Below are 23,158 nucleotides of genomic sequence, written 5' to 3'. Positions count from 1 at the left end.
GATCCGAGTAAATGCGCGCTTGCCGGGCAATTGCGCATTTCCGAAAACCCTGCGAAACTGCCTCGGCAGATGATGAGGCACGACGCATGAGTTCCCGGAGCGAAAACCCAAGGCTCGACGACGCCGCCCGCGCCGGCTGGCTCTATTATGTTGCCGGCAACACCCAGGACCAGATCGCGACAAAGCTCGGCGTCTCGCGCCAGACAGCGCAGCGGCTGGTGTCGCTGGCCATGTCGGAAGGTCTGATCAAGGTTCGTGTCGACCATCCGATCGCCAACTGCCTGGATCTTGCAGCAAGGCTCCGGTCCCGTTTTGCGCTCGACCTTGTCGAGGTCACGCCCAGCGATCCGGATTCGTCGTCGACGACGATCGGCATTGCCCAGGCGGCGGCCGCCGAGATCGAGAAATGGCTGCGCTCGCCCGAGCCGATCGTCATGGCGATTGGCACCGGCCGCACGCTCAAGGCGGCGATCGAACAGCTGCCGCCGATGGAATGCCCGCAGCACAAGGTGGTCTCGCTGACCGGCAACATCTCGCCGGACGGTTCGGCGGCGTTCTACAACGTCATCTTCACCATGGCCGACACCATCAAGGCGCGCAGCTTTCCCATGCCTTTGCCGGCCATTGCCTCGTCGTCGGACGAGCGCCGCATGCTGCATGGCCAGCCCTTGATCCAGCCGACCCTGGCGCTTGCGGCGCAGGCCGACGTCACCTTCGTCGGCGTCGGCGACATGGGCCCCCAGGCGCCGCTTTACGAGGACGGCTTCATCACCGAAACCGAACTCAAGGCGCTGCAGAAGGCCGGCGCTGTCGGTGAGATTGTCGGCTGGGCCTTCGACCGCGACGGCAAGCTGATCGACGGCATCACCAACGACCGCGTTGCCTCCGCGCCGCTGCCGTCGCGTGAGCGCTCGCTGGTGGTTGCGCTCGCCATGGGCGAGCGCAAGCTGCCCGGCATCCTGGCCGCCGTCACCCGGCGTCTCGTCAACGGCCTGATCACCGACGAGCGCACGGCAGCAGCTTTGCTGGCTGCCTGACCCGTAGTCCACGAGCCGTGCCTTCCGACGCATAGGCGCTCCGCGCGGCCGCGCGCCGTCTCTCTCCTCCCTTCATCTGCATCCCGACCAGCCGCCAATCCGGCGGCTGCACTGCCGTGCCCAGATTCCTGCTTGACATAAATCACATCAGATGAATAATTGCCCACAGCCAAAGCAAATGCTCACTTTGGCTTTTGGGAGGAATTCGATGAAACTGAACACGCTCTTCCTGGGCCTGTGCGGAGCGAGCGCGCTTGCGTTTGCCGCTCATGCCGAGACCATCACCATCGCCACGGTCAACAATGGCGATATGGTCCGCATGCAGAAGCTGACGGACGACTTCACCGCCAAGAACCCCGACATCCAGCTAGAATGGGTCACGCTCGAAGAGAACGTGCTGCGCGAGCGCGTCACCACCGACATCGCCACCAAGGGTGGCCAGTATGACGTCGTCACCATCGGCAACTACGAGGTTCCGATCTGGGCCAAGCAGCAATGGCTGCTGCCGCTCGACAAGCTCGGTGCCGACTATGACGTGGATGACATCCTGCCTTCCATCCGCGGTGGCATCTCGGTCGACGGCAAGCTGTACGCCGCGCCGTTCTACGGCGAGTCGGCGATGATCATGTATCGCAAGGACCTGATGGAGAAGGCCGGGCTCACCATGCCCGAAAAGCCGACCTGGGAATTCATCGCCGACGCGGCGCGCAAGATGACTGACCGGGCCGCCGACATCAACGGCATCTGCCTGCGCGGCAAGGCCGGCTGGGGCGAGAACATGGCCTTGCTGACCGCCATGTCCAACTCCTTCGGTGCGCGCTGGTTCGACGAAAAGTGGCAGCCGCAATTCGACCAGCCCGAATGGAAGAACACGCTCCAGTTCTACGTCGATCTGATGAAGGACGCCGGCCCGCAAGGCGCTTCGTCGAACGGCTTCAACGAGAACCTGACCTTGTTCGGACAGGGCAAATGCGGCATGTGGATCGACGCCACGGTGGCGGCATCCAAGCTGTCGGATCCCAAGGAATCGAGTGTAAGCGACAAGATCGGGTTCGCGATCTTCCCCGATACTGGAAACGGTAATCACGGCAATTGGTTGTGGTCGTGGAATCTGGCCGTTCCCGCCAGTTCGCAAAAGGGCGAAGCAGCACAGAAGTTCGTCTCCTGGGCGACCAGCAAGGGATACACCGAACTCGTCGCGTCCAAGGAAGGTTGGGTCAGCGCACCGCCCGGAACGCGTACTTCGCTGTACAACAGTGAGGACTACAAGAAGGCGGCCGCCTTTGCCGGCCCGACGCTGGCGGCAATGGATGCAGCCGACATCACCAAGCCGAGCGTGAAGCCGGTGCCCTACACCGGTGGCCAGTTCGTCGCCATTCCCGAGTTCCAGGGGTTGGGCACGACCGTCGGCCAGCTGTTCTCGGCGGCCCTCGCCGGACAGTCGAGCGTCGATGACGCGCTTGCCGGGGCACAGACCGCAGCGGTCCGCGAGATGACCCGCGCCGGCTACATCAAGTAGGCAGATCCTCCCTGCCTGGCCGTCCGGTCTCCCAGTCCGGACGGCCCCTTTCGGTGACCTGAAACCTCATCTGTTCGAACCGGGGTGATCGCCATGGCTACTCGACAGACCACCACGCTGGCGCGCTTCATGATGGCGCCTTCGGTGATCCTGCTCTTCATCTGGATGATCGTGCCGCTGGCGATGACCTTGTGGTTCTCGTTCCTGAACTACAACCTGCTCAATCCGGCCAATGTCAGCTTCGCCGGCCTGTTCAACTACAAGTTCTTCTACACCGACCCGGCCTTCTTCCAGTCGATCTGGAACACGCTGGTGCTGGTCCTCGGCGTGCTGTTGATCACCGTCATAGGCGGCATCGCGCTGGCGCTGCTGCTCGACCAGCCGATGTTCGGCCAGGGCATCGTGCGCATCCTGGTGATCTCGCCGTTCTTCGTCATGCCGCCGGTGGCAGCACTGGTGTGGAAGAACATGATCATGCACCCCGGCTACGGCGTCTTCGCCGACATCGCCAAATTCTTCGGCGCCCAGCCGGTCGACTGGTTCGCGCAATACCCGCTGTTTTCGATCATCATCATCGTGGCCTGGCAGTGGCTGCCATTCGCGACGTTGATCCTGCTCACCGCGCTGCAGTCGCTCGATGGCGAGCAGAAGGAAGCCGCCGAGATGGACGGCGCCGGTTTCGTCAGCCGCTTTATCTACCTGACGATCCCGCACATCTCGCGCGCCGTCACCGTGGTCATCCTGATCCAGACTATCTTCCTGCTTGGCGTCTATGCGGAAATCCTCGTCACCACCAATGGCGGACCGGGCTACGCCTCGACCAACCTGCCGTTCCTGATCTACCGCACGGCGCTGCTCGGTTACGACGTCGGCGGCGCTTCGGCCGGCGGCATCATCGCGGTCATCCTGGCCAACATCGTCGCCTTCTTCCTGATGCGCGCCGTCGGCAAGAACCTGGACAAGTGAGGAGCAACCCATGGCACGCGCAGTTTCGACCAATCGCAAGATCGGCTTCACCGTGGCCGCCTGGGTGGTTGCCCTGCTGATCTTCTTCCCGATCCTCTACACCATCATCACCAGCTTCAAGTCCGAGACCGAGGCGATCGCCGGCTTCAGCCTGATCCCGTCGGGCACGCTGGAGAGCTACGCCGAGGTCCAGGCGCAGAGCAACTATTTCAAGTTCTTCCTGAATTCGGTGATCATCGCCGTCGGCTCGACCATCCTCGCGCTGGCGGTCGCAGTCCCGGCTGCATGGTCGATGGCGTTTTCGCCGACCAAGCGCACCAAGGACATCCTGATGTGGATGCTCTCCACCAAGATGATGCCCGCGGTCGCCGTGCTGGTGCCAATCTACCTGATTTTCCGCGACACCAACCTGCTCGATACCCGCATCGGCCTCACCGTCATGCTGATGCTGATCAACCTGCCCATCGTGGTCTGGATGCTCTACACCTACTTCCGCGAAATCCCCGGCGAGATCCTCGAAGCCGCACGCATGGACGGCGCCACCCTGTGGGGCGAGATCGTCTATGTGCTGACGCCGATGGCGGTGCCCGGCATCGCTTCCACCATGCTGCTCAACATCATCCTGGCGTGGAACGAGGCCTTCTGGACGATCCGCCTGACGACCACCAATGCCGCACCGCTGACCGCCTTCATCGCGTCCTTCTCCAGCCCGCAGGGACTGTTCTGGGCGAAGCTCTCGGCGGCATCGACGCTGGCCATCGCACCGATCCTGATCATGGGCTGGTTCTCCCAGCGCCAGCTCGTCCGCGGCCTGACTTTCGGCGCCGTGAAATAGTCGAACCCGCGGGAGGAAACCATGGGCAATATTGTTCTCAACAAGGTGTCGAAGTCCTTCGGCGCAACCACCATCATCCCCGAGATCGACCTTGAGATCGAAGACGGCGAGTTCGTCGTCTTCGTCGGGCCGTCGGGCTGCGGCAAGTCGACCCTGCTCAGGCTGATCGCCGGGCTGGAGGACACCAGCTCCGGCAAGATCAACATCGATGGCCGCGACGTCACCGGCGAGGCGCCGGCCAAGCGGCGGCTGGCGATGGTGTTCCAGTCCTATGCGCTCTATCCCCACATGACGGTCTACAAGAACATCGCCTTCCCGCTGAAGATGGCGGGCGAGGATGCCGCGGTCATCGACAGGAAGGTCAAGGACGCCGCCCGTGTCCTCAACCTGACCAACTATCTCGAGCGCCGCCCGGGTCAGCTGTCGGGCGGCCAGCGCCAGCGCGTCGCCATTGGCCGCGCCATCGTGCGCCAGCCCTCGGCCTTCCTGTTCGACGAGCCGCTGTCCAACCTCGATGCCGCCTTGCGCGGCACCATGCGCCTCGAGATCAGCGAGCTTCACCACCAGCTCAAGACGACGATGATCTATGTCACCCACGACCAGGTCGAGGCGATGACCATGGCCGACAAGATCGTGGTGCTGAATGCCGGCAACATCGAGCAGGTCGGCTCGCCGATGGAACTCTATAAGACGCCGAAGAACCTGTTCGTCGCAGGTTTCATCGGCTCGCCCAAGATGAACCTGATCAACGGCACTGCTGCTGTCAAGCATGGCGCCACGACCATCGGTGTCAGGCCCGAGCATCTCGGCATCTCCACCACCGCAGGCGAATGGAAGGCGACTGTCGGTGTGGCCGAGCATCTCGGCTCCGACACCTTCCTGCATGTCCATGCGGATGACGTCGGTCCGCTGACCGTCCGTGCCGACGGCGAGATAGGCGTTCACCACGGCGAGACGATCTTCCTCACCCCCAGCCCGCCCAAGATCCACCGTTTCGGAACCGACGGGAGGGCCATGTGAGCGGCAGGCTCCAGGGCAAGTCGGCGCTGATCACGGGCGCTGCGCGCGGCATCGGCCGGACGTTCGCCGAGGCCTATGTCGGCGAGGGTGCGACAGTTGCCATCGGCGACATCAATGTCGAAGCGGCCGAAAAGACTGCCGCCGAGATCGGCGCGTCGGCCTATGCCGTCAAGCTCGACGTCACCGACCTGAACTCGATAGATCAGGCGATCAAGGCCGTCGAAGCGAGGGCAGGCGGTCTCGACATCCTGGTCAACAACGCAGCACTTTTCGACCTCGCGCCGATCGTCGAGATCGGCAAGGCGAGCTACGACAAGCTGTTTGCGGTCAATGTCGCCGGCACGCTGTTCACCATGCAGGCGGCTGCCCGCTCGATGATCGCTGCCGGACGGGGCGGAAAGATCATCAACATGGCGAGCCAGGCCGGCCGTCGCGGCGAAGCGCTCGTCGCCGTCTACTGCGCCACCAAGGCCGCGGTCATCAGCCTGACCCAGTCGGCCGGGCTCGACCTGATCAAGCACGGCATCAACGTCAACGCCATCGCGCCCGGCGTCGTCGACGGTGAGCATTGGGAACATGTCGATGAGCTGTTCGCCAGATACGAGAACCGGCCGAGAGGCGAGAAGAAGCGCCTCGTCGGCGAGGCCGTACCCTTCGGCCGCATGGGCACCGCGGACGACCTTGTCGGCATGGCGATTTTCCTCGCCGGACAGGAGAGCCAATACGTCGTCGCCCAGACCTACAACGTCGATGGCGGCAACTGGATGAGTTGAATTCAGCGCTCCTCTCCCCGTTCACGGGGAGAGGATGCCGGCAGGCAGGTGAGGGGCAGCGCTGACCTTCAAGATTGATGCCGCCCCTCATCCGGCCCTTCGGGCCACCTTCTCCCCGTAAACGGGGCGAAGGGATCGGAGGCGCTTGCGCCGAACCGTGAAAAAGAAAGCGTCGAACCATGCCCGTGAAACTCTCCCAAGCGAATCTCGGCAGTCTCCCCGCCAATGTCGCGCGCCCGAATTACGAACGCGCCGCACTCACGCCAGGCATCGTCCATTTCGGCGTCGGTAACTTCCACCGCTCGCATCAGGCGGTCTATCTCGACGAGCTGTTCAACTCCGGTGTCGGCCATGATTGGGCGATCGTCGGCGCCGGCGTCTTCGACGGCGAAAAGGTTGGTCGCGCCAGGCTTGCCGAGCAGGAATGGCTCACCACTGTGGTCGAACAGGACAGCGGCCATATGAGCGCCCGCGTTACCTCGGTGATGATCGACTTTTTGATGCCCGGCGATGCGGCCGCCATCATCGAGCGCCTTGCCGATCCGGCGATCCGCATCGTTTCGCTGACCATCACCGAAGGCGGCTATTTCATCGATCCGGCCTCGGGGCTCTTCAATCCGACCCACCCCGACATCGTCGCCGATGCGCAGAACCTGGACACGCCCAGGACCGTGTTCGGCATCATCCTCGCCGGCCTGATCCGCCGCCGTGGGGACGGCATCGTGCCCTTCACCGTCATGTCCTGTGACAACATCCCCGGCAACGGCCATGTCACGTCGGATGCGACGATCGGTCTTGCCCGGCTGGTCAACGAGACGCTCGCTGACTGGGTCCGCGACAACGTTGCATTCCCCAACAGCATGGTCGACCGCATCACGCCCGCAACCACCGACCGCGAGCGCGGCATCCTTGCAGCCGAGTTCGGCGTCGAGGACAACTGGCCGGTGTTCTGCGAGCCGTTCAAGCAATGGGTGATGGAGGACCGTTTCACCGATGGCCGGCCGGCGCTGGACAAGGTCGGCGTCCAGTTCGTCCATGACGTCGCCCCGTTCGAGCTGATGAAGATCCGTATCCTCAATGGCGGGCACGCCACCATCGCCTATCCGGCCGGGCTGATGGACATCCATTTCGTCCACGAGGCGATGGAGAACCCGCTCGTGCGTGCCTTCCTGGCCAAGCTCGAGCGCGAGGAGATCATGCCCACCGTACCGCCGGTGCCGGGTGTCGTGATCGAGGAGTACTGCCAGCTCATCGAACGCCGCTTTTCCAACCCGAAGATCGGCGACACCGTGCGGCGGCTCTGTCTCGACGGCTCCAACCGGCAGCCGAAATTCATCATCCCGACCATCGCCGACCGGCTCAAGGCAGGCGGCGGCATGACCGGCCTTGCGCTCGAATCCGCGCTCTGGTGCCGCTACTGCTTCGGCACGACCGACTCCGGTGCTGTCATCGAGCCCAACGACCCCAATTGGACCCGCCTGCAGGCGACCGCCACGGCGGCGAAGGACATGCCCCAGGCTTGGCTCGCCATGGAAGACATCTATGGCGAGGTCGGCAAGTCGGCACCCTTCGCCGCGGCCTTCGCCCATGGCCTCGAGGCGCTGTGGACGCTGGGGACCAGGGAGACCCTGACGCGCTATCTCGGCGACAGCCTCTGAGCCAGGCCGAGCCGCCGCAGCCCGCTGGCATTGGCCATGGCGCGCATATAGACTGCGCATCATGGTTTTGATCTCGGCGTTTTCAGACCGGTTGATCTCGCGGCAAACGCCGCCAGTCGGCCGCACGCGTGCTGGCCGCAGCCGGACATTGTCGTCCTGATGGCGGCCCATCTTTGCGCCGTTGATGTTGGCACCGGCAGCGCCCGCGCCGGCATTTTCGATCAGCGCGGAAAGCTTCTCGCCCGTGCCGAATTCCCCATCGCCATGAACCGATCGGCGGCGGGCCATTGCGAGCACGATTCCGAAGACATCTGGCAGGCGGCTTGCGCCGCGGTGCGCGCGGCGCGCGTGTCCGCCGATGTCGAGCCGGCCGACGTCGCCGGCATCAGCTTCGACGCGACCTGCTCGACCGTATTCAGGGGCAGGCGTGGCGAGCAGGTCGGCGTTTCCGCCGGCGGCGGCGACCGCTGGGACACCATCGTCTGGCTCGACCATCGCGCCCTTGCCGAGGCCGACGAATGCACTGCAACCGGCCACGAGGTGCTCGGCTATGCCGGCGGCGTGATGTCGCCGGAAATGGCGACGCCCAAGCTGATGTGGGTCAAGCGTCATTTGCCGGAAAGCTGGGCCCGCACCGGACAACTCTTCGATCTCGCCGATTTCCTTTGCCACAAGGCATCGGGCTCGCTCGCCCGCTCGCAATGCACGCGGACCGCCAAATGGACCTATCTTGCCCATGAGCGCGAGGCCTGGCGGCACGACTTCTTTGCCGCCGTCGGCCTCGGCGACATCTTCGAACATGCAGCCGTGCCGGAGCGTGCCAGCCCGGTCGGCACCGATCTCGGCCCGCTCATGCCCGCAGCCGCCGAAGCGCTCGGCCTGACCACCGCCTGCCGTGTCGGCGCCGGCATGATCGACGCCTTTGCCGGTGCGGTCGGCGTCATCGGCGGACTGCCCGGCATCGAACGTCATCTTGCGCTGATCGCCGGCACATCGAGCTGCGTCATGGCGATGTCACCCGAGCCACGCGCCTTTGCCGGCGTCTGGGGGCCGTATTTCGGCGCGGCCCTGCCTGGCCTCTGGCTGAGCGAGGGCGGACAGTCGGCGACAGGTGCGCTGCTCGACCACATCGTCCGCTGGCATGGCGCCGGCGGCGAGCCCGATGCCGCGCTGCACCGGAAGATCACCGAACGCATCATGCAACTGCGCGCCGGCGAAGGCCTCGACCTTGCCGGACGCCTGCACGTGCTGCCCGACTTCCACGGCAATCGCTCGCCGCTGGCCGACCCGCATGCGCTCGGCGTGATCAGCGGACTGACGCTCGATTCGTCCTTCGACAGCCTGTGCCGGCTCTACTGGCGCACTGCGGTTGCCATAGCGCTCGGCCTTCGCCATGTGCTCGATGCGCTCAACGCCAATGGCTACGGCATTGACACGCTGCACGTCACCGGCGGCCACACCCGCAACCCGCTGCTGATGGAGCTTTATGCTGATGCCACCGGCTGCACCGTCGTCGAGCCGGTCGGCGGCGACGCCGTGCTTCTGGGCACGGCCATGGCGGCGGCCGCCGCAGCCGGCCTTTATCCCAACCTCACCGAGGCCTGCACCGCGATGCGCCAGGAGGGCCGCGCGCGCCGTCCAAATCCTGCAGCGTGGCCGCGCTTCGACCGCGACTACCGCGTGTTCCTAGAAATGCACCGCCAGCGCAAGGCGCTCGACGACCTCGTCTGAGGCCTATGCCGCTATCTGTTGGGCGCTTGTCTCATGGCGCGTGCACCATCTTGGTCGGCGTCTCCAGCAGGCTGAAGTCGAACCCGTCGCAGGACACATCCGGGTTTGTCGGACTGAACATGCCGAGCGGGTTGTCCTTGAACAGCCAGGCGTGCAGGTCATAGTGGACGAAGTCCTTCGGGATCAGCGGTTCATGCCCCTCCATTGGACCCTGGAAGGGCTGGCCCAGCATGCTTGGCCGTTCCTTGGCTGCCGCAAGCGGGACGAGCCATTCGACCGCGACCAGGCGCAGCTTCTTGCCGTCGGGCTCGTAGATCAGCACGTTCGGACGCTTCGGATCCGGCGGGCCGCTGATGGTGACGTTGACGAAGTGGATCCCCATGGCTCCCTTCGGATACTCCATGTGCCCTTCGATCTTTTCGCCGCTGTAGTGAACGCACCCCACCGTCGAGAGATAGAGGTCGCGGATCGCATTGTAGGGGTCCTGGTATTTCTCCAGCGCCTGGCGAATGGCGTCGATTTCAGCCTTGTTCGGCTCCTCTGCTGGGGCCTGTCCCACGCCCCAGAAACCAGCCAGAGCAATGACTACGCAACGCGCGAGACTTGCAGTCCTCATGGCAGTTCCTCCAATTTGTGTTTCGCGTAAAAGCTGTACAAATGGACGACGCCATGAATGTCGCTCCGTTCATTCCAATTGTAAATTCCTTGAAGCCTGTCGATGCGAGGGGCCGTACGGACGGGCCGGGGCGATCCGGCAAAACGTGTCGCAGAACGCCAGCCTTGGAGGCTTCTCAACGACGCCTGCTGACATCGGGAAGTGAGCAGGCGCTGGCGGAGAGGGCGGGATTCGACAAGCCGCTGAAACCGCAGATGCGCTACATGTTGAAGAAAGTGGCTGCGATCTGCGAGGCCGCCGGCACGTCGCTCGAAAATGTCGTGCGCCGCGCCTGCTTCCACGATCGCGGCGACAGCTTCGCCGAGGGGATGGACGAATGGGCGACGCATTTCCCCAGCCTGAAGCCGGTGTCCACCACCATTATCGTGGGCCTCACGTCGTACCCGGCGCGCACGCCCTCCTGGACCTGATCGCCTACGTCCCATGGCATGCAGGCGGAGTGAACGCACCAGAGCCTCTCATTGCTGCCGGCGCTGCGGGCTGCGGGCTGCGCAACGAGTTGACTGGTGCCGTCGCATAAGCCAAGATCAGGGTGAGGATTGCGTCCTCACAATCGAGCAATGGCGCTCTACTGCGGTTTCTTCGCAGGGGGCGCTTTTTTGTTTCGAGGTTCAGGGCGCCCCCAGATCGGACGGCTCCCTGACATGCCTGAGGGAACCGGGATTTTGAGGGCGCATATGACCAAAGAACCGATCAGTGTCGGTGTCCTGTTCTCCCAAACCGGAGTAACTGCGGTCATGGAGCGTAGCATGCTGAATGCCACGCTGTTTTCGATCGATGAAGTCAATCAGGCCGGTGGGATCAACGGACGCGAACTCGTTCCGATTCATTTCGATCCGGGTGGCGACCCATTTCTTTATAACAGGCTGGCCAACCGATTGCTGATCGAGAGCGGGATCAGGGTGATATTCGGCTGCTACATGTCGAGTTCGCGCAAGGCCGTGTTGCGGGCCGTCGAACGACGCAACGGGCTGCTCTGCTACCCGGCCCAGTATGAGGGTTTCGAATACTCCCGCAACGCAATCTACTGCGGTGCGGCACCCAACCAGAACAGCACGCAACTGGCAGAGTATTTGCTGAACCATGTTGGCCAGCGGTTCTACATGGTCGGTTCCGACTACATCTGGCCGCGCGAGTCCGATCGTATCATGACGGAGATGGTCGTGACCCACGGTGGCCAGGTCGCCGATCGCGGATACCTCAAGCTGGATGCGCCGCGCTCCGCCTACAAAAAGCTGGTTGCCGATATCAAGCGCAGCCGACCCGACGTGATCTTCTGCAATTTCGTGGGCGAAGGCATCGTCCACTTCTATCAGGAGTTTGCCGAGGCAGGGCTCGATCCCAAGACCATGCCCATTGCAAGTCTGACCACCAGCGAATCCGACATCCGGGCCATGGGCACCGAGGCCGGGGCAGGGCACATTACCTCGGCCACCTACTTCCAGGCCCAGTCCAGCCCGCAAAACGAGGCCTGCATGAAGCGCTATGCCGCAAGGTTCGGCGACGACATGGTGACGAACATGTGCTGGGAGGCGGCCTATTTCCAGGTGAAGATCGTGGCCGAGGCCATGTGCAAGTCCGACACGGATGAGGTCGATATCTTACGGCCGGCAATCCTGGGGGCCGAGTTCGACGCTCCGCAGGGGCGAGTGAGGATAGATCCAGACAACGCCCATACCCATGTGTGGCCCAAGATCGGTCGCGCTCGGACTGACGGCCAGTTCGAAATCCTGTCGGTGTCAGAATCTGCCGTTCGGCCCGATCCCTATCTTGCCAATTATGATCCGAACGAATGGGGGGGGAGGCTGGCAATACGTTCGAACTAGTCCGGTAGCCAAGAAACGGGTCCCGCACTGCTTATCGATGACGATGCAGCTGGCGCGGAAAGCCCGACGTTGCCACCAAGAGGAACGATGGTATCACGTAGCCCCCATTCGCCGAACGAACGATCGGCACCCATCCTGATCAAGGATCTCAGGAACCTTCGGGTCCTCTTGCTGCAGCCAAAAAGCAGCGAAGGCGAGGAGTTGTGGCAGCACCTGAACAGAATTGGCTGCCAGGTTCAGACCAACTGGCCGCCCCCGGCTGAAATTCCGGCGAACACCGATGTGGTTTTCGTCTTCGTTCGCCCCATCGTCGAAGGCGACATCGTCCTGAACTGGAATGCAGACGATCCTCCAGCGGTCCTGATTGCCATTGTCGACTACGAGAATCCGATCATCGTGGAGAAGGTGCTGCGCCTGCGTGCCCAGGCAGTCATCGGCTTGCCGCTACGCACTTTCGGCATATTGGCCAATTTGCTGCTCAGCGTGAACAACCACAGGCGGGAACAACGATTGCGGCTGCGCGTCGAGCGCATGGATGCGAAACTGAAAGCGCATCGCGACATCGACAAGGCAAAGGCTATTCTCATGGCCGCCAACAACGTTTCGGAACAGGTCGCCTACGAGACGTTGCGTGAGCAGGCCATGAACAAGCGCACGACCATCGAGGCGATCGCCATGGCGGTGATCACAGCGCGGGATCTGCTGTAGGCGTTGTCGATAGGGTAAAGTAAAATTAGTTTCGCCTGAATCAATCCCTTGACAGTGCCGATATGTCGCATTACCAATAGATCATCGCAACGTTGCGAAAGAAATTGAGCAAAGAAGCTCTCGTGGGAAATATGCCTGCGAGAGCTTTTTTGTTTCTGCTTTTTTATGAAGCATCCGATTTCGTCGGTTGCTTGAGCGTGAAGTAATAAACGCTAGCAACGAAGCTATCAAAAATCAAACATCAGGATAATGCAGATAAAATCTGCATTGAGGTGATGTTTTGCCTGAAATCCAAAAAAATCCGATGCCCGGAATTGAAACTCCGTGTCTGAAAGGGCGCGAAGTCTGCACGACCGTAACTGTATCGTCTGTTGATGGAGGAAGTGTCTATGACTGCAGAACCAACCGATAGGTCAATGGTACGCGTTGCCTGCGACGTAGGAGGCACGTTTACGGACGTGTGCGTCCTGAACGAGGCTTCCGGCAAGATACACGTGGCCAAGACGCCGACGACGCCGGACCCCATCGACGGTGTGCTCAAGGGGATCGAAGCGGGCGGGGTCGCCCTGCGCGATATCATCCTGTTTTCGCATGGTACGACGCTGGCGACGAACGCGCTGATCACCCGGCGATTCCCGCCAGCGATCATGGTCACGACCAAAGGCTTTCGCGATGTCATCGAGATTCGTCGCGGCACCCGCGACGACCTTTGGGATACCTATAAGGAGATGGCTGCTCCCTATCTGCCGCGCCGCGACCGCCTGGTGGTCACGGAGCGCATCGACTACTCCGGAAAAGTCATCTCGGAGGTCAATGAAGCCGAGGCGCGCGAACTTGCCCGCGTAATCAGGAAGCGCAAGGTTGTCCGTCGTCAGAACATTTGGCGCAGATTGGGGCGTAGACTAGCGGAGAGCGGGCCTCGTCTGGGATTTGATGTTAGGCTGCGAGCTTGCGGTGCTGCAAGCGCCGATATTCGATGGTTTTTCGTTTGATCCTTTCGCGCTGTTTGATGATGGCCTGTGCCCTGCCGAAGTAGACATCGGCAGGCGTCACGTTGGCCAGGCTCTCGTGGTAACGCTGGTTGTTGTAGTGCTCGACGAAGGCCTCGATCTGGGCTTCGAGGTCGCCGGGCAGGAAGTAGTTCTCCAACAGGATGCGGTTCTTCAGGGTCTGGTGCCAGCGCTCGATCTTGCCTTGGGTCTGCGGGTGGCACGGCGCGCCGCGCACATGGCTCATCTTGTTGGCCTCGATGTATTCGGCCAGCTCGCCCGCGATGTAGCTGGGGCCATTGTCCGATAGCAGCCTGGGTTTGTGTAGAACGGTGGCGCTGTCGCAGCCCGAGGCGGCGAGCGCGAGGTCCAGTGTGTCGGTCACGTCCTCGGCCCGCATGTTGGTGCATAGCTTCCAGGCGATGATGTAGCGCGAGAAGTCGTCAAGCACCGTCGAGAGGTACATCCAGCCCCACCCGATGATCTTGAAGTAGGTGAAGTCGGTCTGCCACATCTCGTTCGGCCGCGTGGTCTTGGTGTGGAACTGATCGGCCGCCTTGATTACCGTATAGGCTGGGCTGGTGATCAGGTCATGGGCCTTGAGCAACCGGTAGACCGTGGCTTCCGACACGAAGTAGTGTTTCTCGTCGGTGAAGCGCACGGCCAGTTCGCGTGGGCTGAGGTCGGTCGCCTCCAACGCCATCTCGACGATCTGGTCCTGGATGTCCTCGCCAATGCGGTTCCACACCCGGTTCGGCGCCGAAGGGCGATCCTCCAGCGCTTCCGGCCCACCTTCCCGGTAGCGGTCATACCAGCGGTAGAAGGTCCGGCGGGCAATGCCGAGCTGGTCCAGCGTCCGCCTGGCCGGCAGGTGCGACTGCTCGACGATACGGATGATCTCCAGCTTCTCGGATGCGGGATACCTCATTCGTCGTCGCCCCCATCCGCGATCATGCTTTTTTTAAGCAAGCGGTTTTCCAGCGTCAGGTCCGCCACGCACTCCTTCAGCGCACGGGCTTCGCGGCGCAAGTCCTGCACGTCACCGGAGGTCGCCGCACGGGCGGTGTCCCCGGCCAGGCGGCGTTTGCCGGCTTCCATGAACTCCTTGGACCAGCTGTAGTACAGACTCTGCGCGATGCCCTCTTTGCGGCACAACTCGGCGATACTGTCGTCACCGCGAAGACCTTCAAGCACGATGCGGATCTTGTCTTCGGCCGAGAAGTGGCGGCGGGTCTGACGCCGGATGTCCTTGACCACCCGCTCTGCAGGGGGCTTGGTCGGTGATTTTGAATTGGAGGATTTGGGCTTCATCTTCGTTCCTTCGTCACTACGACGAAGCCCAAATCCTCCTTAAATCACAACCTCAAATCTGTGCCATAGCCGCTGACGGGGGACAGGCCTCTGCATCAATGACTCCCGCGCGGGCATGCGCCGAAATCCGCTCTGGCGTTGAGAAGGCCCTGAAGGCAGATCTTTCGGCCTGCCTTCTGCAAATGCCAGACGAAGTGGACATGCAGATCGAATATGCAAACCCGACGGAGGCCTATCGCTGCAGTTGGTATCCAGGTGCTGAGCTCATGTCAGACTGTCGATTGCGGTTCCGGCATAAGGACTTTTTTGAGGTCATGCGGGCGTTTCGCTTCATCGGCTGATTATTGCCAGCCGTCTTGCCGCTTGCTCCTTCGTGGTTTTAGGCAGCTTGGGGCTCAGGGATTCAAAGGCATCGGTACTTGGTATGAGAGTTCCAGTGTCGAAGTTTGCCTGCGAGGACCGTCTTCATGTTGCTCCTCCGATCGCCACCGTGATGGCATCCGCCACTTCGTCGTAGCGGTTTTCCAGCGTGCTGGTGGAAACTCGGATATGGTGTGTAGGGTTGATGAGAAATTTGGATCCCGGTTGAACCGCGATGCCACGAGCAGCCAGCGTTATCAACGCGAACTGCTCCGACTGTACCGGAACCCAGAGGCAAAAGCCTTCGCCGTCCGGGAGCGGTATTCCTCGTTTTGCCAGCGCTTCGGAAAGTTCTGTGCGGCGCTGGCGATAAACTTCTCGGGCTTTATCGATGGACCCGAGCGTATCCTCATCATTGAGTAGCCAGGCAGCAGCCGACTGCAGGATGCGGCTGGTCCAGCCCGCACCGAAGCTGCGAAAGGATTGGATCTGATCGACCAGCTTGGTCGAGCTGGAGAGGATGGCCAGCCGCAGATCGGGGCCCAGCGTTTTCGAAAGAGACCGGATATGAATGACCTGGTCGGGAAGGACGCCGCCCAACGAAGTGGCGGGCGAAGTGGCGATGTCGGCGATGCCGTCGTCTTCGATGATCAGCGTGTCGCTGCCCTCCAGTACGTTTGCAAGTTCACCGATGCGTTGCTGGCTGACGGTCTGGCAGGTCACTGAATGCAGGCGGGGCTGAAACAGGAAGGCAGCCGGTTTGTGAGCCATCGCGGCCGCGAGTGAGGCGGGGAGCGGCCCGTCCCGGTCACTTTTGACTGGCAGGATGCGAGCTCCCAGATCCTCAAGGATATCAAGCAGGCGCAGCGCCGTGGGATCCTCGATCGCGATGTGGGAACCGGGCACGAAGAACGCATGAAGCACGGTGTAGACGGCATTGTAGCCGCCGCTGGTGGCCAAAAACGCCTCTGGGCGATAGGGCCATGACCCCTGCACGGCGTCCCGCAGTTCAGGAAGGATACGAATGCGTTCGTAGCTGTTGAGATTTGCGGCACTGGCACCGTGTCTCAACGCTTCCACGAGCGGTGGAAGCAGTGCCGGATCAGGCCCCGCTTTGGACAGGTCTAGGACGTGTTCTCCGTAATCGCCGGACTGAGCAAGCCGGAACGGTCGGGCCGCAATGTGATCGCCACTGACCCAACTGCCGTTACGGCCGCGGCCTGTAATGATCTTCTGTTTTCTCAACTCGCTCCAGGCGTCGGAAATAGTGGCCGGGCTAACCCCGAGCGCGAAGGCAAGGTCGCGCACCGGCGGAAGCTTGGTTCCCATCGTCAGCGAGCCTGCCCGGATGAGCGCGCTGGTCTCCACCGCTATCCCCCGCTTGGTTCGGTCGTTCAAATGTTCTGCAAACCATCCCACCGACCCCGGTTCCGCCATTTCTTCGGTTCCTGTCATTTAATGTTCAGTAACATAATAGCATTTGATCAGGCAATTCTGAACATATAATCTCTATCTAACGATGACACTTGAGTGAAGTGCCCATGTCCATAAAGATTCATTTGGCGGTTCGAGATTGGGATTTTCTCATCCCCTTGCTGCGTGGCGACGTTGCGTCCGACAAGGTCGATATCGAGATCCAACATGTGAGTACTGTTCCGAAAAATTTCGCGGCTGAACACGCGCACGACGCCGGCGAAATATCCTTCAGCCGCTACGTTTCCGCCCGGGGTAGGGGCGAGACTGATGTCGTCGGCGTTCCCAATTTCGTCCTGAGAAGCTTTCGGCATCGCTGCATCATTACGAAGAAAGACAGCCACATCGTCCGACTTGAAGAGCTCGCCGGCAAGCGGATCGGCCTATCGGGCTGGCAGGATACGGGCAGTGTATGGACCCGCGCCGCGCTCGCTCATGCCGGCGTCGGCATCGACGACGCCTTTTGGTTTCTGGGCCGGCTGACGCGGACGGAGCCGCTGGGCAGGGATGTTCTGGAAGGGTTTGGCCGGCCGGGCCGAATAGAGGCGGTGGCAGGCGAGCGCTCCCTGCTGGAGCTTCTGGTCGCCGGAGAACTTGACGCGGTTTTTTGCCCGGTCCTGCCGGAGGGCTTCTTCAGCCCGAATTCTGAGCTTCGCCATCTGCTTCCCGATTTCAGGGATCAGGAACTCGCCTATAGCCGAGCGGTCGGTTACGTGCCGGGCGTCCATACATTTGGCGTCAAGGCGCCGCTTGTGGCTGCTCATCCATGGCTCCCGCAGGTGCTTAGCGATTTGATCGACGCATCGAGACGGATGTGGCTCGAACAACGCCGCATCAATGTCGAAACCACGCCCTGGATGATGGATGAACTATGCCGGGTGGCGCGCGATCTTCCGGCAAGCTGGAGCGACAGCGGGTTTGCGGCCAACAAAGCCATGATCGCCGATTTCGCCAGGCAGCTTCACGTCCAGGGGATCGCGCCGAGGCTGCTATCGCCAGCCGAGATTTTTCCCGAATACGCAAACGGCTCGGGTTCCAAGGAGGAGGGCCAGTAGGCGTAAAGCGGCGGCTGGGGAGTTTTCGATCGGGCCGGTCGGCCCATCGGGTACCTGAGGCAGACGCCATTTTCCTGTCACGGATGCGCTCAATGGAAGCGCTTCTGTTCTTCTGTGGCGTGCAAGCTGCAGTGGATGTTTCGTTTGATGTTTATCTGCAATGGGAGAGCAATGATGTCGCAACGATCCAGAATTTTGCCAATCATGTCCGGTGTGGTCACGGGGCTTCTATGTGTGACGCTACTCGGGCTGACGCCGGCTTCGGCCGAGTCGGTGTTGCGCCGCTCAGTGACCGGCGAGCCGAATTCCCTCGATCCGGCGCGGGTCAATACCGGCGGCCAGTTTGCTTTGAGGGATCTTTTCGAGGGGCTGACCGTCTATGATCCGGCCGGCAAGATCATTCCGGGCGCGGCCGAGTCCTGGACGATCTCGCCGGATGGCATCGTTTACACCTTCAAGATCCGCGAACAGGCGAAATGGTCGGACGGTTCGCCAGTGACGGCGGAAGACTTCGCCTATTCCCTGCGCCGCCTTCAGGATCCGAAGACGACGGCCCTGCATCCCGACCTGCTGTATCCGATCAAGAACGCCGAAAAAATCAACAAGGGCGAACTGCCGCTCGACCAACTCGGTACGCGCGTCATCGACGATCACACGCTGGAAATCACGCTTGAGCGGCCGACCTCCTATTTCCTCAATCTGTTGGCGCACCATTTCACATTGCCTGTAAACCGGGCCAGCGTTGACAAAGAGGGCATCGACTTCGTCAAGCCCGGCCGCATGGTTTCGAACGGCGCGTTCAAGCTGGCGGAACACGTAGCCAACGACAGCATGACCATCGTCAAGAACGACCAGTACTGGGACGCGGCCAACGTCAAGCTGGGCAAGGTGATCTACTATCCGATTCCGGAACAGGCAGCCTTGGTTCGCCGCTTCGAAGCTGGTGAAGTGGACATGGTTTTCAACTTCCCAGCCTCCGAGTTGCCGCGGCTTCGCACGGCCTATGGCGATCAGGTCCATGTCGCGCCGGTGCTGCGTACCATCCACTACACCTTCGATACGCGCACCGCGCCGTTCGATGATGTGCGGGTGCGCAAAGCCTTGTCGATGGCCGTCGATCGGGATTTTCTCGCCGAGACGATCTACTATGGCTCGGCGACGCCGACCTACTCGTTCATCCCGCACGGCATTGCATCCTACGGCAAGCCGTCTGAGCCGGACTATGCGACCTTCTCCCAGATCGATCGTGAAGAAAAAGCAATCGAACTGATGAAGGAAGCCGGCTACGGAACGGGTGGAAAGCCGCTGGAAATCACCATCCGCTATAACATCGACGCCAATGTCGAGCGGACGGCAACGGCGATCGCGAACACCTGGAAAGAGGCGTTCGGCGCGGATGTGAAATTGCACAACCTCGACCCGGCTTCGCACAATTCCTACCTTCAGGAAGGTGGCGCGTTCCAGGTGTCGGCCAATTCCTTCCTGTGCGACTATCCGGATGCCGAGAACTTCCTGGTCCTGCCGATGAGCACCAGCACGATCTACAACTACTCGCACTACAAGAATCCAAAATACGACGAATTCATGCATGCGTCCTATGCGGAGCTCGATCCGGTGAAGCGCGCCGCGGCCATGCACGGTGCGGAATCGGCGCTGCTGGAAGACCAGCAGGTCATGCCGCTGCTGAACCCCGCCGATCTGTGGCTCGTTTCATCGCGGGTCCACGGCTACCAGGACAACGTCTCCAATGTTCACCTGAGCAAATTCATCAGCGTTCACGAATAAACCGCCCGAGCGAAATGAGCCGGCCAGAAGTCAGCTCACTTCGAACACTTCAAGAATTGACCCGAGTTGCGATCAGCACGGACGCAGACGCCAAGCTGTGATGAGGATTATCATGCCTGTACTAGAACGAATAAATTCCTTCAAGGATGAGCTTGTCGCAATCCGCCGGGACATTCATGAGTATCCCGAACTCGGCTTCGAGGAAGTCCGCACGTCGAAGATCGTTGCCGAGAAGCTGAAGAGTTGGGGCATCGAGGTTCACACTGAAATCGGCAAGACCGGCGTCGTCGGCGTCGTCAAGGGTTCGTCAGAAGGCACGCGCATGATCGGCCTGCGCGCCGATATGGATGCCTTGCCGATGGATGAGGAAACCAATCTCCCCTACGCCTCGAAGCATCCCGGCCGCTTCCATGGCTGCGGCCATGACGGCCACACGGCAATGCTTCTGGGCGCGGCCCGCTACCTTCAGGAGACGCGCAATTTTTCCGGCACCGCCGTCCTGATCTTCCAGCCGGCGGAGGAAGGGCTTGGCGGCGCGCGTGCCATGATCGCGGATAAGCTGTTCGACCGTTTCCCTTGCGACGAGATCTACGGCATCCACAATTCGCCGAACGGTTTCCCCAACCGGGTCGGCATCAAGCCGGGCATATCAATGGCTGGTGCAGACTTCTTCGACGTCCGCATCCGCGGCAAAGGCAGTCACGCCGCCAAGCCCGAAGCTTCCAAGGACCCCATCCTGATCGCCTCGGTCATCGTGCAGATGCTGCAGACGATCGTCGCCCGCAATCTCGATCCGATGAAAGCTGCCGTATTGTCCGTGACGCGGATCAACTCCGGCACTGCCTACAATGTCATTCCGCAGGAATGCGTCATCGCCGGCACGTTGCGTTTCCTTGACCGCGAGGTCGCCGAAACCCTGCGCCAGCGCATGCGCGCTATCATTGCGGGGGTGGCGACGAGTTTCGATGTCGAGATCGAAGTCGATCTCCGCAATGTCTTCGACGTCCTGGTCAACACCGAGGAACTGGTTGAAGGCTATGCCGCAGCCGCCCGCGATATCGTCGGCGCTGAAAATGTCGTGATGCGAAACGAAGCGGTCATGGGCAGCGAGGATTTCTCGGACATGCTCTTCCTGAAGCCGGGCGTTTACTGTCACCTGGGCCACGCTGAAACGGTTTCCGTCCACAACCCGGGCTTCCTGCTCGACGAGAACATCCTTCCGGTCGGGGCCAGTCTCTACGCCAGAATCGTGGAACGACGCCTGGCCGCCTGAACGGCGTATTCAAGCCTGTAGACACTGAAATCGGAGTGGAATGGATGCGGTCCATTCCTCCGAACGAGAGAGCTATTTCGATCCGACACCGGAAGTCCCGTGCCGGGAAAAATCAAAACTGTAAGAACGAGGTCAAACCATGTCTGCCCCTAAAACTAGCCGGAAGAAAGCCATCGTCGTCGGAGCCGGAGCCGTCGGCGCAAGCAGCGCGGCATATCTTCAGCGCGACGGCTTCGATGTCACGATGTTCGACCCGGACGGCATGGGTCGGGGCTGCGGCGAAGGCACCGTCGGCATCTTCGCGACCAACATCATCGCGCCGGCCAGCTCCGAAGGTGGCGTCAAGGCGATGCTCGCGGCGGCGAAAAGTGACAAGCTCGACACGCTTATGGTGAACAAGCCGCATTTGCCCGATTTTCTACCCTGGCTGGCTTCGTTCGTGTCCGCGTCCGGCCCGCAGACTTTCGAAGCCGGCAAGAAGGTTCTGCAAGAGGCGCAAAGCCTGGCCGTCTCAACGGTCCGAGACATCATGGGCGGCGCTGCCTTTGACGCGCACGCCGAAGAGCGCGGCTGGATGTTCGCCTATGAGAGCGAAGAGGCATTCCAGGCGGCGCAGGGCGACCGCGATCTGCGTAAGCGCCATGGTGTCGTCCTCGAGGAGATCGGCGAGGCTGAAATACGAGAGCTTGAGCCCGACCTGCCGTCCATCTTCAAGCGCGCGACCCTGTTCCCCCGCGCATATCACACCGCCGACGTACGCAAGATGGTCTCGGCGATCGGCGATGTAGCGCTTCGCGGCGGCGCCACCCTGCAGCAGCGCGCGGTGGACGCGGTCCAGTGCCTGAGCGACGGTAGTTTCTCGGTGACGGCTGGCGGCGAAACCTTTGCGGCCGACGTCGTGGTCATTGCGGCCGGGCCGCACTCCTCTAAGTTTGCGGATGATCTGGGAAGCCCCATCCCGCATTCGGCGGAACGCGGTTACGGCGTGACCTTCCCGAAGGCCGCAATCAAGCTCAACCGGCCGGTGACGTTCACGAAGCAGAAGATGGTTGCAGCACCTATGGCGGCGGGGCTTCACCTGATCTCGACCGGTGAGTTCGCGCCACTGGAGACCGCCCCCGATTATCGCCATACCGATAATCTGACGGCGGCAGGCAGCAGCATCTTCTCAGGCCTGAACACCGAAGGCGCGAGCCGCTGGTCCGGCTGGCGCTCGACGGTGACCGACGGCCTGCCGGTCATCGGCGAGTCGCCGCGTCACAAGGGCCTGATGTTTGCCTTCGGTCACAGCCACCTCGGCCTGACGCTGGCGGGTTTGAGCGGATCGCTGATCAGTGCCCTGGCGATGGGTCGCAAGCCGGTCATGGACGTGGCGCCGTTCCGCGTCGACCGCTTCTCGCTGGTGCCCAAGGTCTGACCACGCAAAGCCATTCGACATGAAGCTTCGCCCCGGCTTTCGAGCTGGGGCGAGAGAAAGCCAAAGGACATTCGCATGATCAGATTATTTTACTCTCCCCGTTCGCCCTACGTCCGCAAGGTGATGATCGTGGCGCATGAGCTCGGTCTAGCTGAGCAGGTCGAGTTTATCGACTGCGCCGCGCACCCGATTGACCGCGATGCGTCGATCGTCAAGCACAACCCACTCGGTCAGGTTCCGACTGCGTTGCTCGATGATGGAACCATGCTCGCCGATAGCGGTGTCATCTGCCAGTACCTCGACGCCATGAAGCCAAGCAGCATGTTTCCGGTGAGCGGCCCTGCCCGCTGGCGTGCGCTGACCGACGAGGCGGTTGCCGACGGCGTGCTGGAAGCGCTGCTTCTGGCCCGCTACGAGATGGTCGTCCGTCCGTCGGAAAAGCTGTGGCCGGAATGGCGGGATGGACAGTTCGACAAGATGAACAAGAGCCTCGATGCGTTCGAACGCGCTGCCGGCGACCTCGGCAAGCGCTTCGACATCGGCACCATTGCCATCGCCTGCGCGCTCGGCTTCATCGATCAGGTGCCGTGTTTTATTGACATCGACTGGCGAACCAGCCGCCCGGCCTTGAGCGCCTGGTATGCGGCAGAGACGGCGAAACGGCCCTCGTTCCAGATCACCAAGGCCGAACGACCGGCTGCATAACATCTCAGAACGACACCATAGAACAACAAGGAGGAGGAATT

The 23,158-nt window shown here is 61.6% G+C and carries 20 protein-coding genes; 17 read left to right on the top strand and 3 right to left on the bottom strand.

All coding sequences use genetic code 11. The features are described 5' to 3' along the window. Window positions 1–86 precede the first annotated feature (86 nt). The 8 genes from CO731_RS00865 (at window position 87) to CO731_RS00830 (ending at window position 9,539) form a co-directional block, all read left to right on the top strand. The gene (locus CO731_RS00865; protein WP_108605529.1) at window positions 87–1,037 is read left to right on the top strand and encodes a sugar-binding transcriptional regulator; all 951 of its coding nucleotides are present in this window, start codon (window positions 87–89) and stop codon (window positions 1,035–1,037) included. Window positions 1,038–1,245: 208 nt separating this feature from the next. Continuing rightward, window positions 1,246–2,556: a sugar ABC transporter substrate-binding protein gene (locus CO731_RS00860; RefSeq protein WP_108605528.1), complete on the top strand. Its 1,311-nt coding sequence runs from the start codon at window positions 1,246–1,248 to the stop codon at window positions 2,554–2,556. Window positions 2,557–2,649: 93 nt separating this feature from the next. Next, window positions 2,650–3,522: a sugar ABC transporter permease gene (locus tag CO731_RS00855; protein WP_108609556.1), complete on the top strand. Its 873-nt coding sequence runs from the start codon at window positions 2,650–2,652 to the stop codon at window positions 3,520–3,522. 10 nt (window positions 3,523–3,532) lie between these two features. Then, window positions 3,533–4,357 (top strand): carbohydrate ABC transporter permease, encoded by an 825-nt coding sequence (locus CO731_RS00850; RefSeq protein WP_108605527.1) that lies wholly within the window; start codon window positions 3,533–3,535, stop codon window positions 4,355–4,357. Window positions 4,358–4,378: 21 nt separating this feature from the next. Further along, window positions 4,379–5,377 (top strand): ABC transporter ATP-binding protein, encoded by a 999-nt coding sequence (locus CO731_RS00845; protein WP_108605526.1) that lies wholly within the window; start codon window positions 4,379–4,381, stop codon window positions 5,375–5,377. Beyond that, a complete protein-coding gene (locus CO731_RS00840; protein ID WP_108605525.1) occupies window positions 5,374–6,150 on the top strand; it encodes an L-iditol 2-dehydrogenase in 777 nt (258 codons plus the stop codon). The genes CO731_RS00845 and CO731_RS00840 overlap by 4 nt, the downstream gene beginning before the upstream one ends. Window positions 6,151–6,329: 179 nt before the next feature. Next, complete coding sequence (locus CO731_RS00835) at window positions 6,330–7,808, top strand: mannitol dehydrogenase family protein (protein WP_108605524.1); 1,479 nt, start codon at window positions 6,330–6,332, stop codon at window positions 7,806–7,808. A 159-nt stretch (window positions 7,809–7,967) separates the two neighbouring features. Continuing rightward, window positions 7,968–9,539, top strand: coding sequence for an FGGY-family carbohydrate kinase (locus CO731_RS00830; RefSeq protein ID WP_108605523.1), 1,572 nt, complete (start codon window positions 7,968–7,970; stop codon window positions 9,537–9,539). Between the two features lie 31 nt (window positions 9,540–9,570). Here CO731_RS00830 and CO731_RS00825 read toward each other — a convergent pair whose 3' ends face one another. Next, window positions 9,571–10,155, bottom strand: coding sequence for a hypothetical protein (locus CO731_RS00825; protein ID WP_108605522.1), 585 nt, complete (start codon window positions 10,153–10,155; stop codon window positions 9,571–9,573). A 41-nt stretch (window positions 10,156–10,196) separates the two neighbouring features. Between CO731_RS00825 and CO731_RS00820 the strand changes: the two genes are divergently transcribed. The 4 genes from CO731_RS00820 to CO731_RS00805 all read left to right on the top strand — a co-directional run bounded on the left by CO731_RS00820 (window position 10,197) and on the right by CO731_RS00805 (window position 13,741). After that, the gene (locus tag CO731_RS00820) at window positions 10,197–10,625 is read left to right on the top strand and encodes a RidA family protein (protein ID WP_199914529.1); all 429 of its coding nucleotides are present in this window, start codon (window positions 10,197–10,199) and stop codon (window positions 10,623–10,625) included. A gap of 234 nt (window positions 10,626–10,859) precedes the next feature. Continuing rightward, on the top strand, window positions 10,860–12,041 hold the full coding sequence (locus CO731_RS00815; RefSeq protein ID WP_199914528.1) for a transporter substrate-binding domain-containing protein: 1,182 nt from the start codon (window positions 10,860–10,862) through the stop codon (window positions 12,039–12,041). 168 nt (window positions 12,042–12,209) lie between these two features. Continuing rightward, a complete protein-coding gene (locus CO731_RS00810) occupies window positions 12,210–12,749 on the top strand; it encodes an ANTAR domain-containing protein (protein ID WP_159091511.1) in 540 nt (179 codons plus the stop codon). Window positions 12,750–13,138: 389 nt separating this feature from the next. Beyond that, on the top strand, window positions 13,139–13,741 hold the full coding sequence (locus CO731_RS00805; RefSeq protein WP_108609555.1) for a hydantoinase/oxoprolinase N-terminal domain-containing protein: 603 nt from the start codon (window positions 13,139–13,141) through the stop codon (window positions 13,739–13,741). On the opposite strand, the gene CO731_RS00800 is transcribed toward CO731_RS00805, so the two are convergent. Next, a protein-coding gene (locus CO731_RS00800; protein WP_108606636.1) for an IS3 family transposase occupies window positions 13,686–15,049 on the bottom strand; the annotation gives its coding sequence in 2 pieces (ribosomal slippage) (window positions 13,686–14,699 and window positions 14,702–15,049; 1,362 coding nt in all). The two genes, CO731_RS00805 and CO731_RS00800, sit on opposite strands and share 56 nt — an antisense overlap. Before the next feature lie 465 nt (window positions 15,050–15,514). Continuing rightward, window positions 15,515–16,864: an aminotransferase class I/II-fold pyridoxal phosphate-dependent enzyme gene (locus CO731_RS00790; RefSeq protein WP_245439561.1), complete on the bottom strand. Its 1,350-nt coding sequence runs from the start codon at window positions 16,862–16,864 to the stop codon at window positions 15,515–15,517. Window positions 16,865–16,950: 86 nt separating this feature from the next. Here CO731_RS00790 and CO731_RS00785 point away from each other — a divergent pair, with 86 nt between their 5' ends. From CO731_RS00785 to CO731_RS00765, 5 genes are all read left to right on the top strand, one after another. Then, entirely contained in the window at window positions 16,951–17,937 is a 987-nt protein-coding gene (locus CO731_RS00785) for an ABC transporter substrate-binding protein (protein WP_108605517.1), read from the top strand. 204 nt (window positions 17,938–18,141) lie between these two features. Continuing rightward, window positions 18,142–19,722, top strand: coding sequence for a peptide ABC transporter substrate-binding protein (locus CO731_RS00780; RefSeq protein ID WP_108605516.1), 1,581 nt, complete (start codon window positions 18,142–18,144; stop codon window positions 19,720–19,722). A gap of 112 nt (window positions 19,723–19,834) precedes the next feature. Beyond that, complete coding sequence (locus tag CO731_RS00775) at window positions 19,835–20,995, top strand: M20 aminoacylase family protein (RefSeq protein WP_108609553.1); 1,161 nt, start codon at window positions 19,835–19,837, stop codon at window positions 20,993–20,995. Window positions 20,996–21,134: 139 nt separating this feature from the next. Continuing rightward, window positions 21,135–22,412 carry an FAD-binding oxidoreductase gene (locus tag CO731_RS00770; protein WP_108605515.1) on the top strand — a complete coding sequence of 426 codons (1,278 nt, stop codon included), beginning with the start codon at window positions 21,135–21,137 and terminating at the stop codon, window positions 22,410–22,412. A 75-nt stretch (window positions 22,413–22,487) separates the two neighbouring features. Continuing rightward, the gene (locus CO731_RS00765) at window positions 22,488–23,117 is read left to right on the top strand and encodes a glutathione S-transferase (protein ID WP_210307878.1); all 630 of its coding nucleotides are present in this window, start codon (window positions 22,488–22,490) and stop codon (window positions 23,115–23,117) included. The last annotated feature ends 41 nt before the right edge of the window (window positions 23,118–23,158 follow it).

Source organism: Aminobacter sp. MSH1, from assembly GCF_003071665.1.
GTDB lineage: Bacteria > Pseudomonadota > Alphaproteobacteria > Rhizobiales > Rhizobiaceae > Aminobacter > Aminobacter niigataensis.
This window is presented reverse-complemented; position numbering and strand designations above follow the sequence as displayed.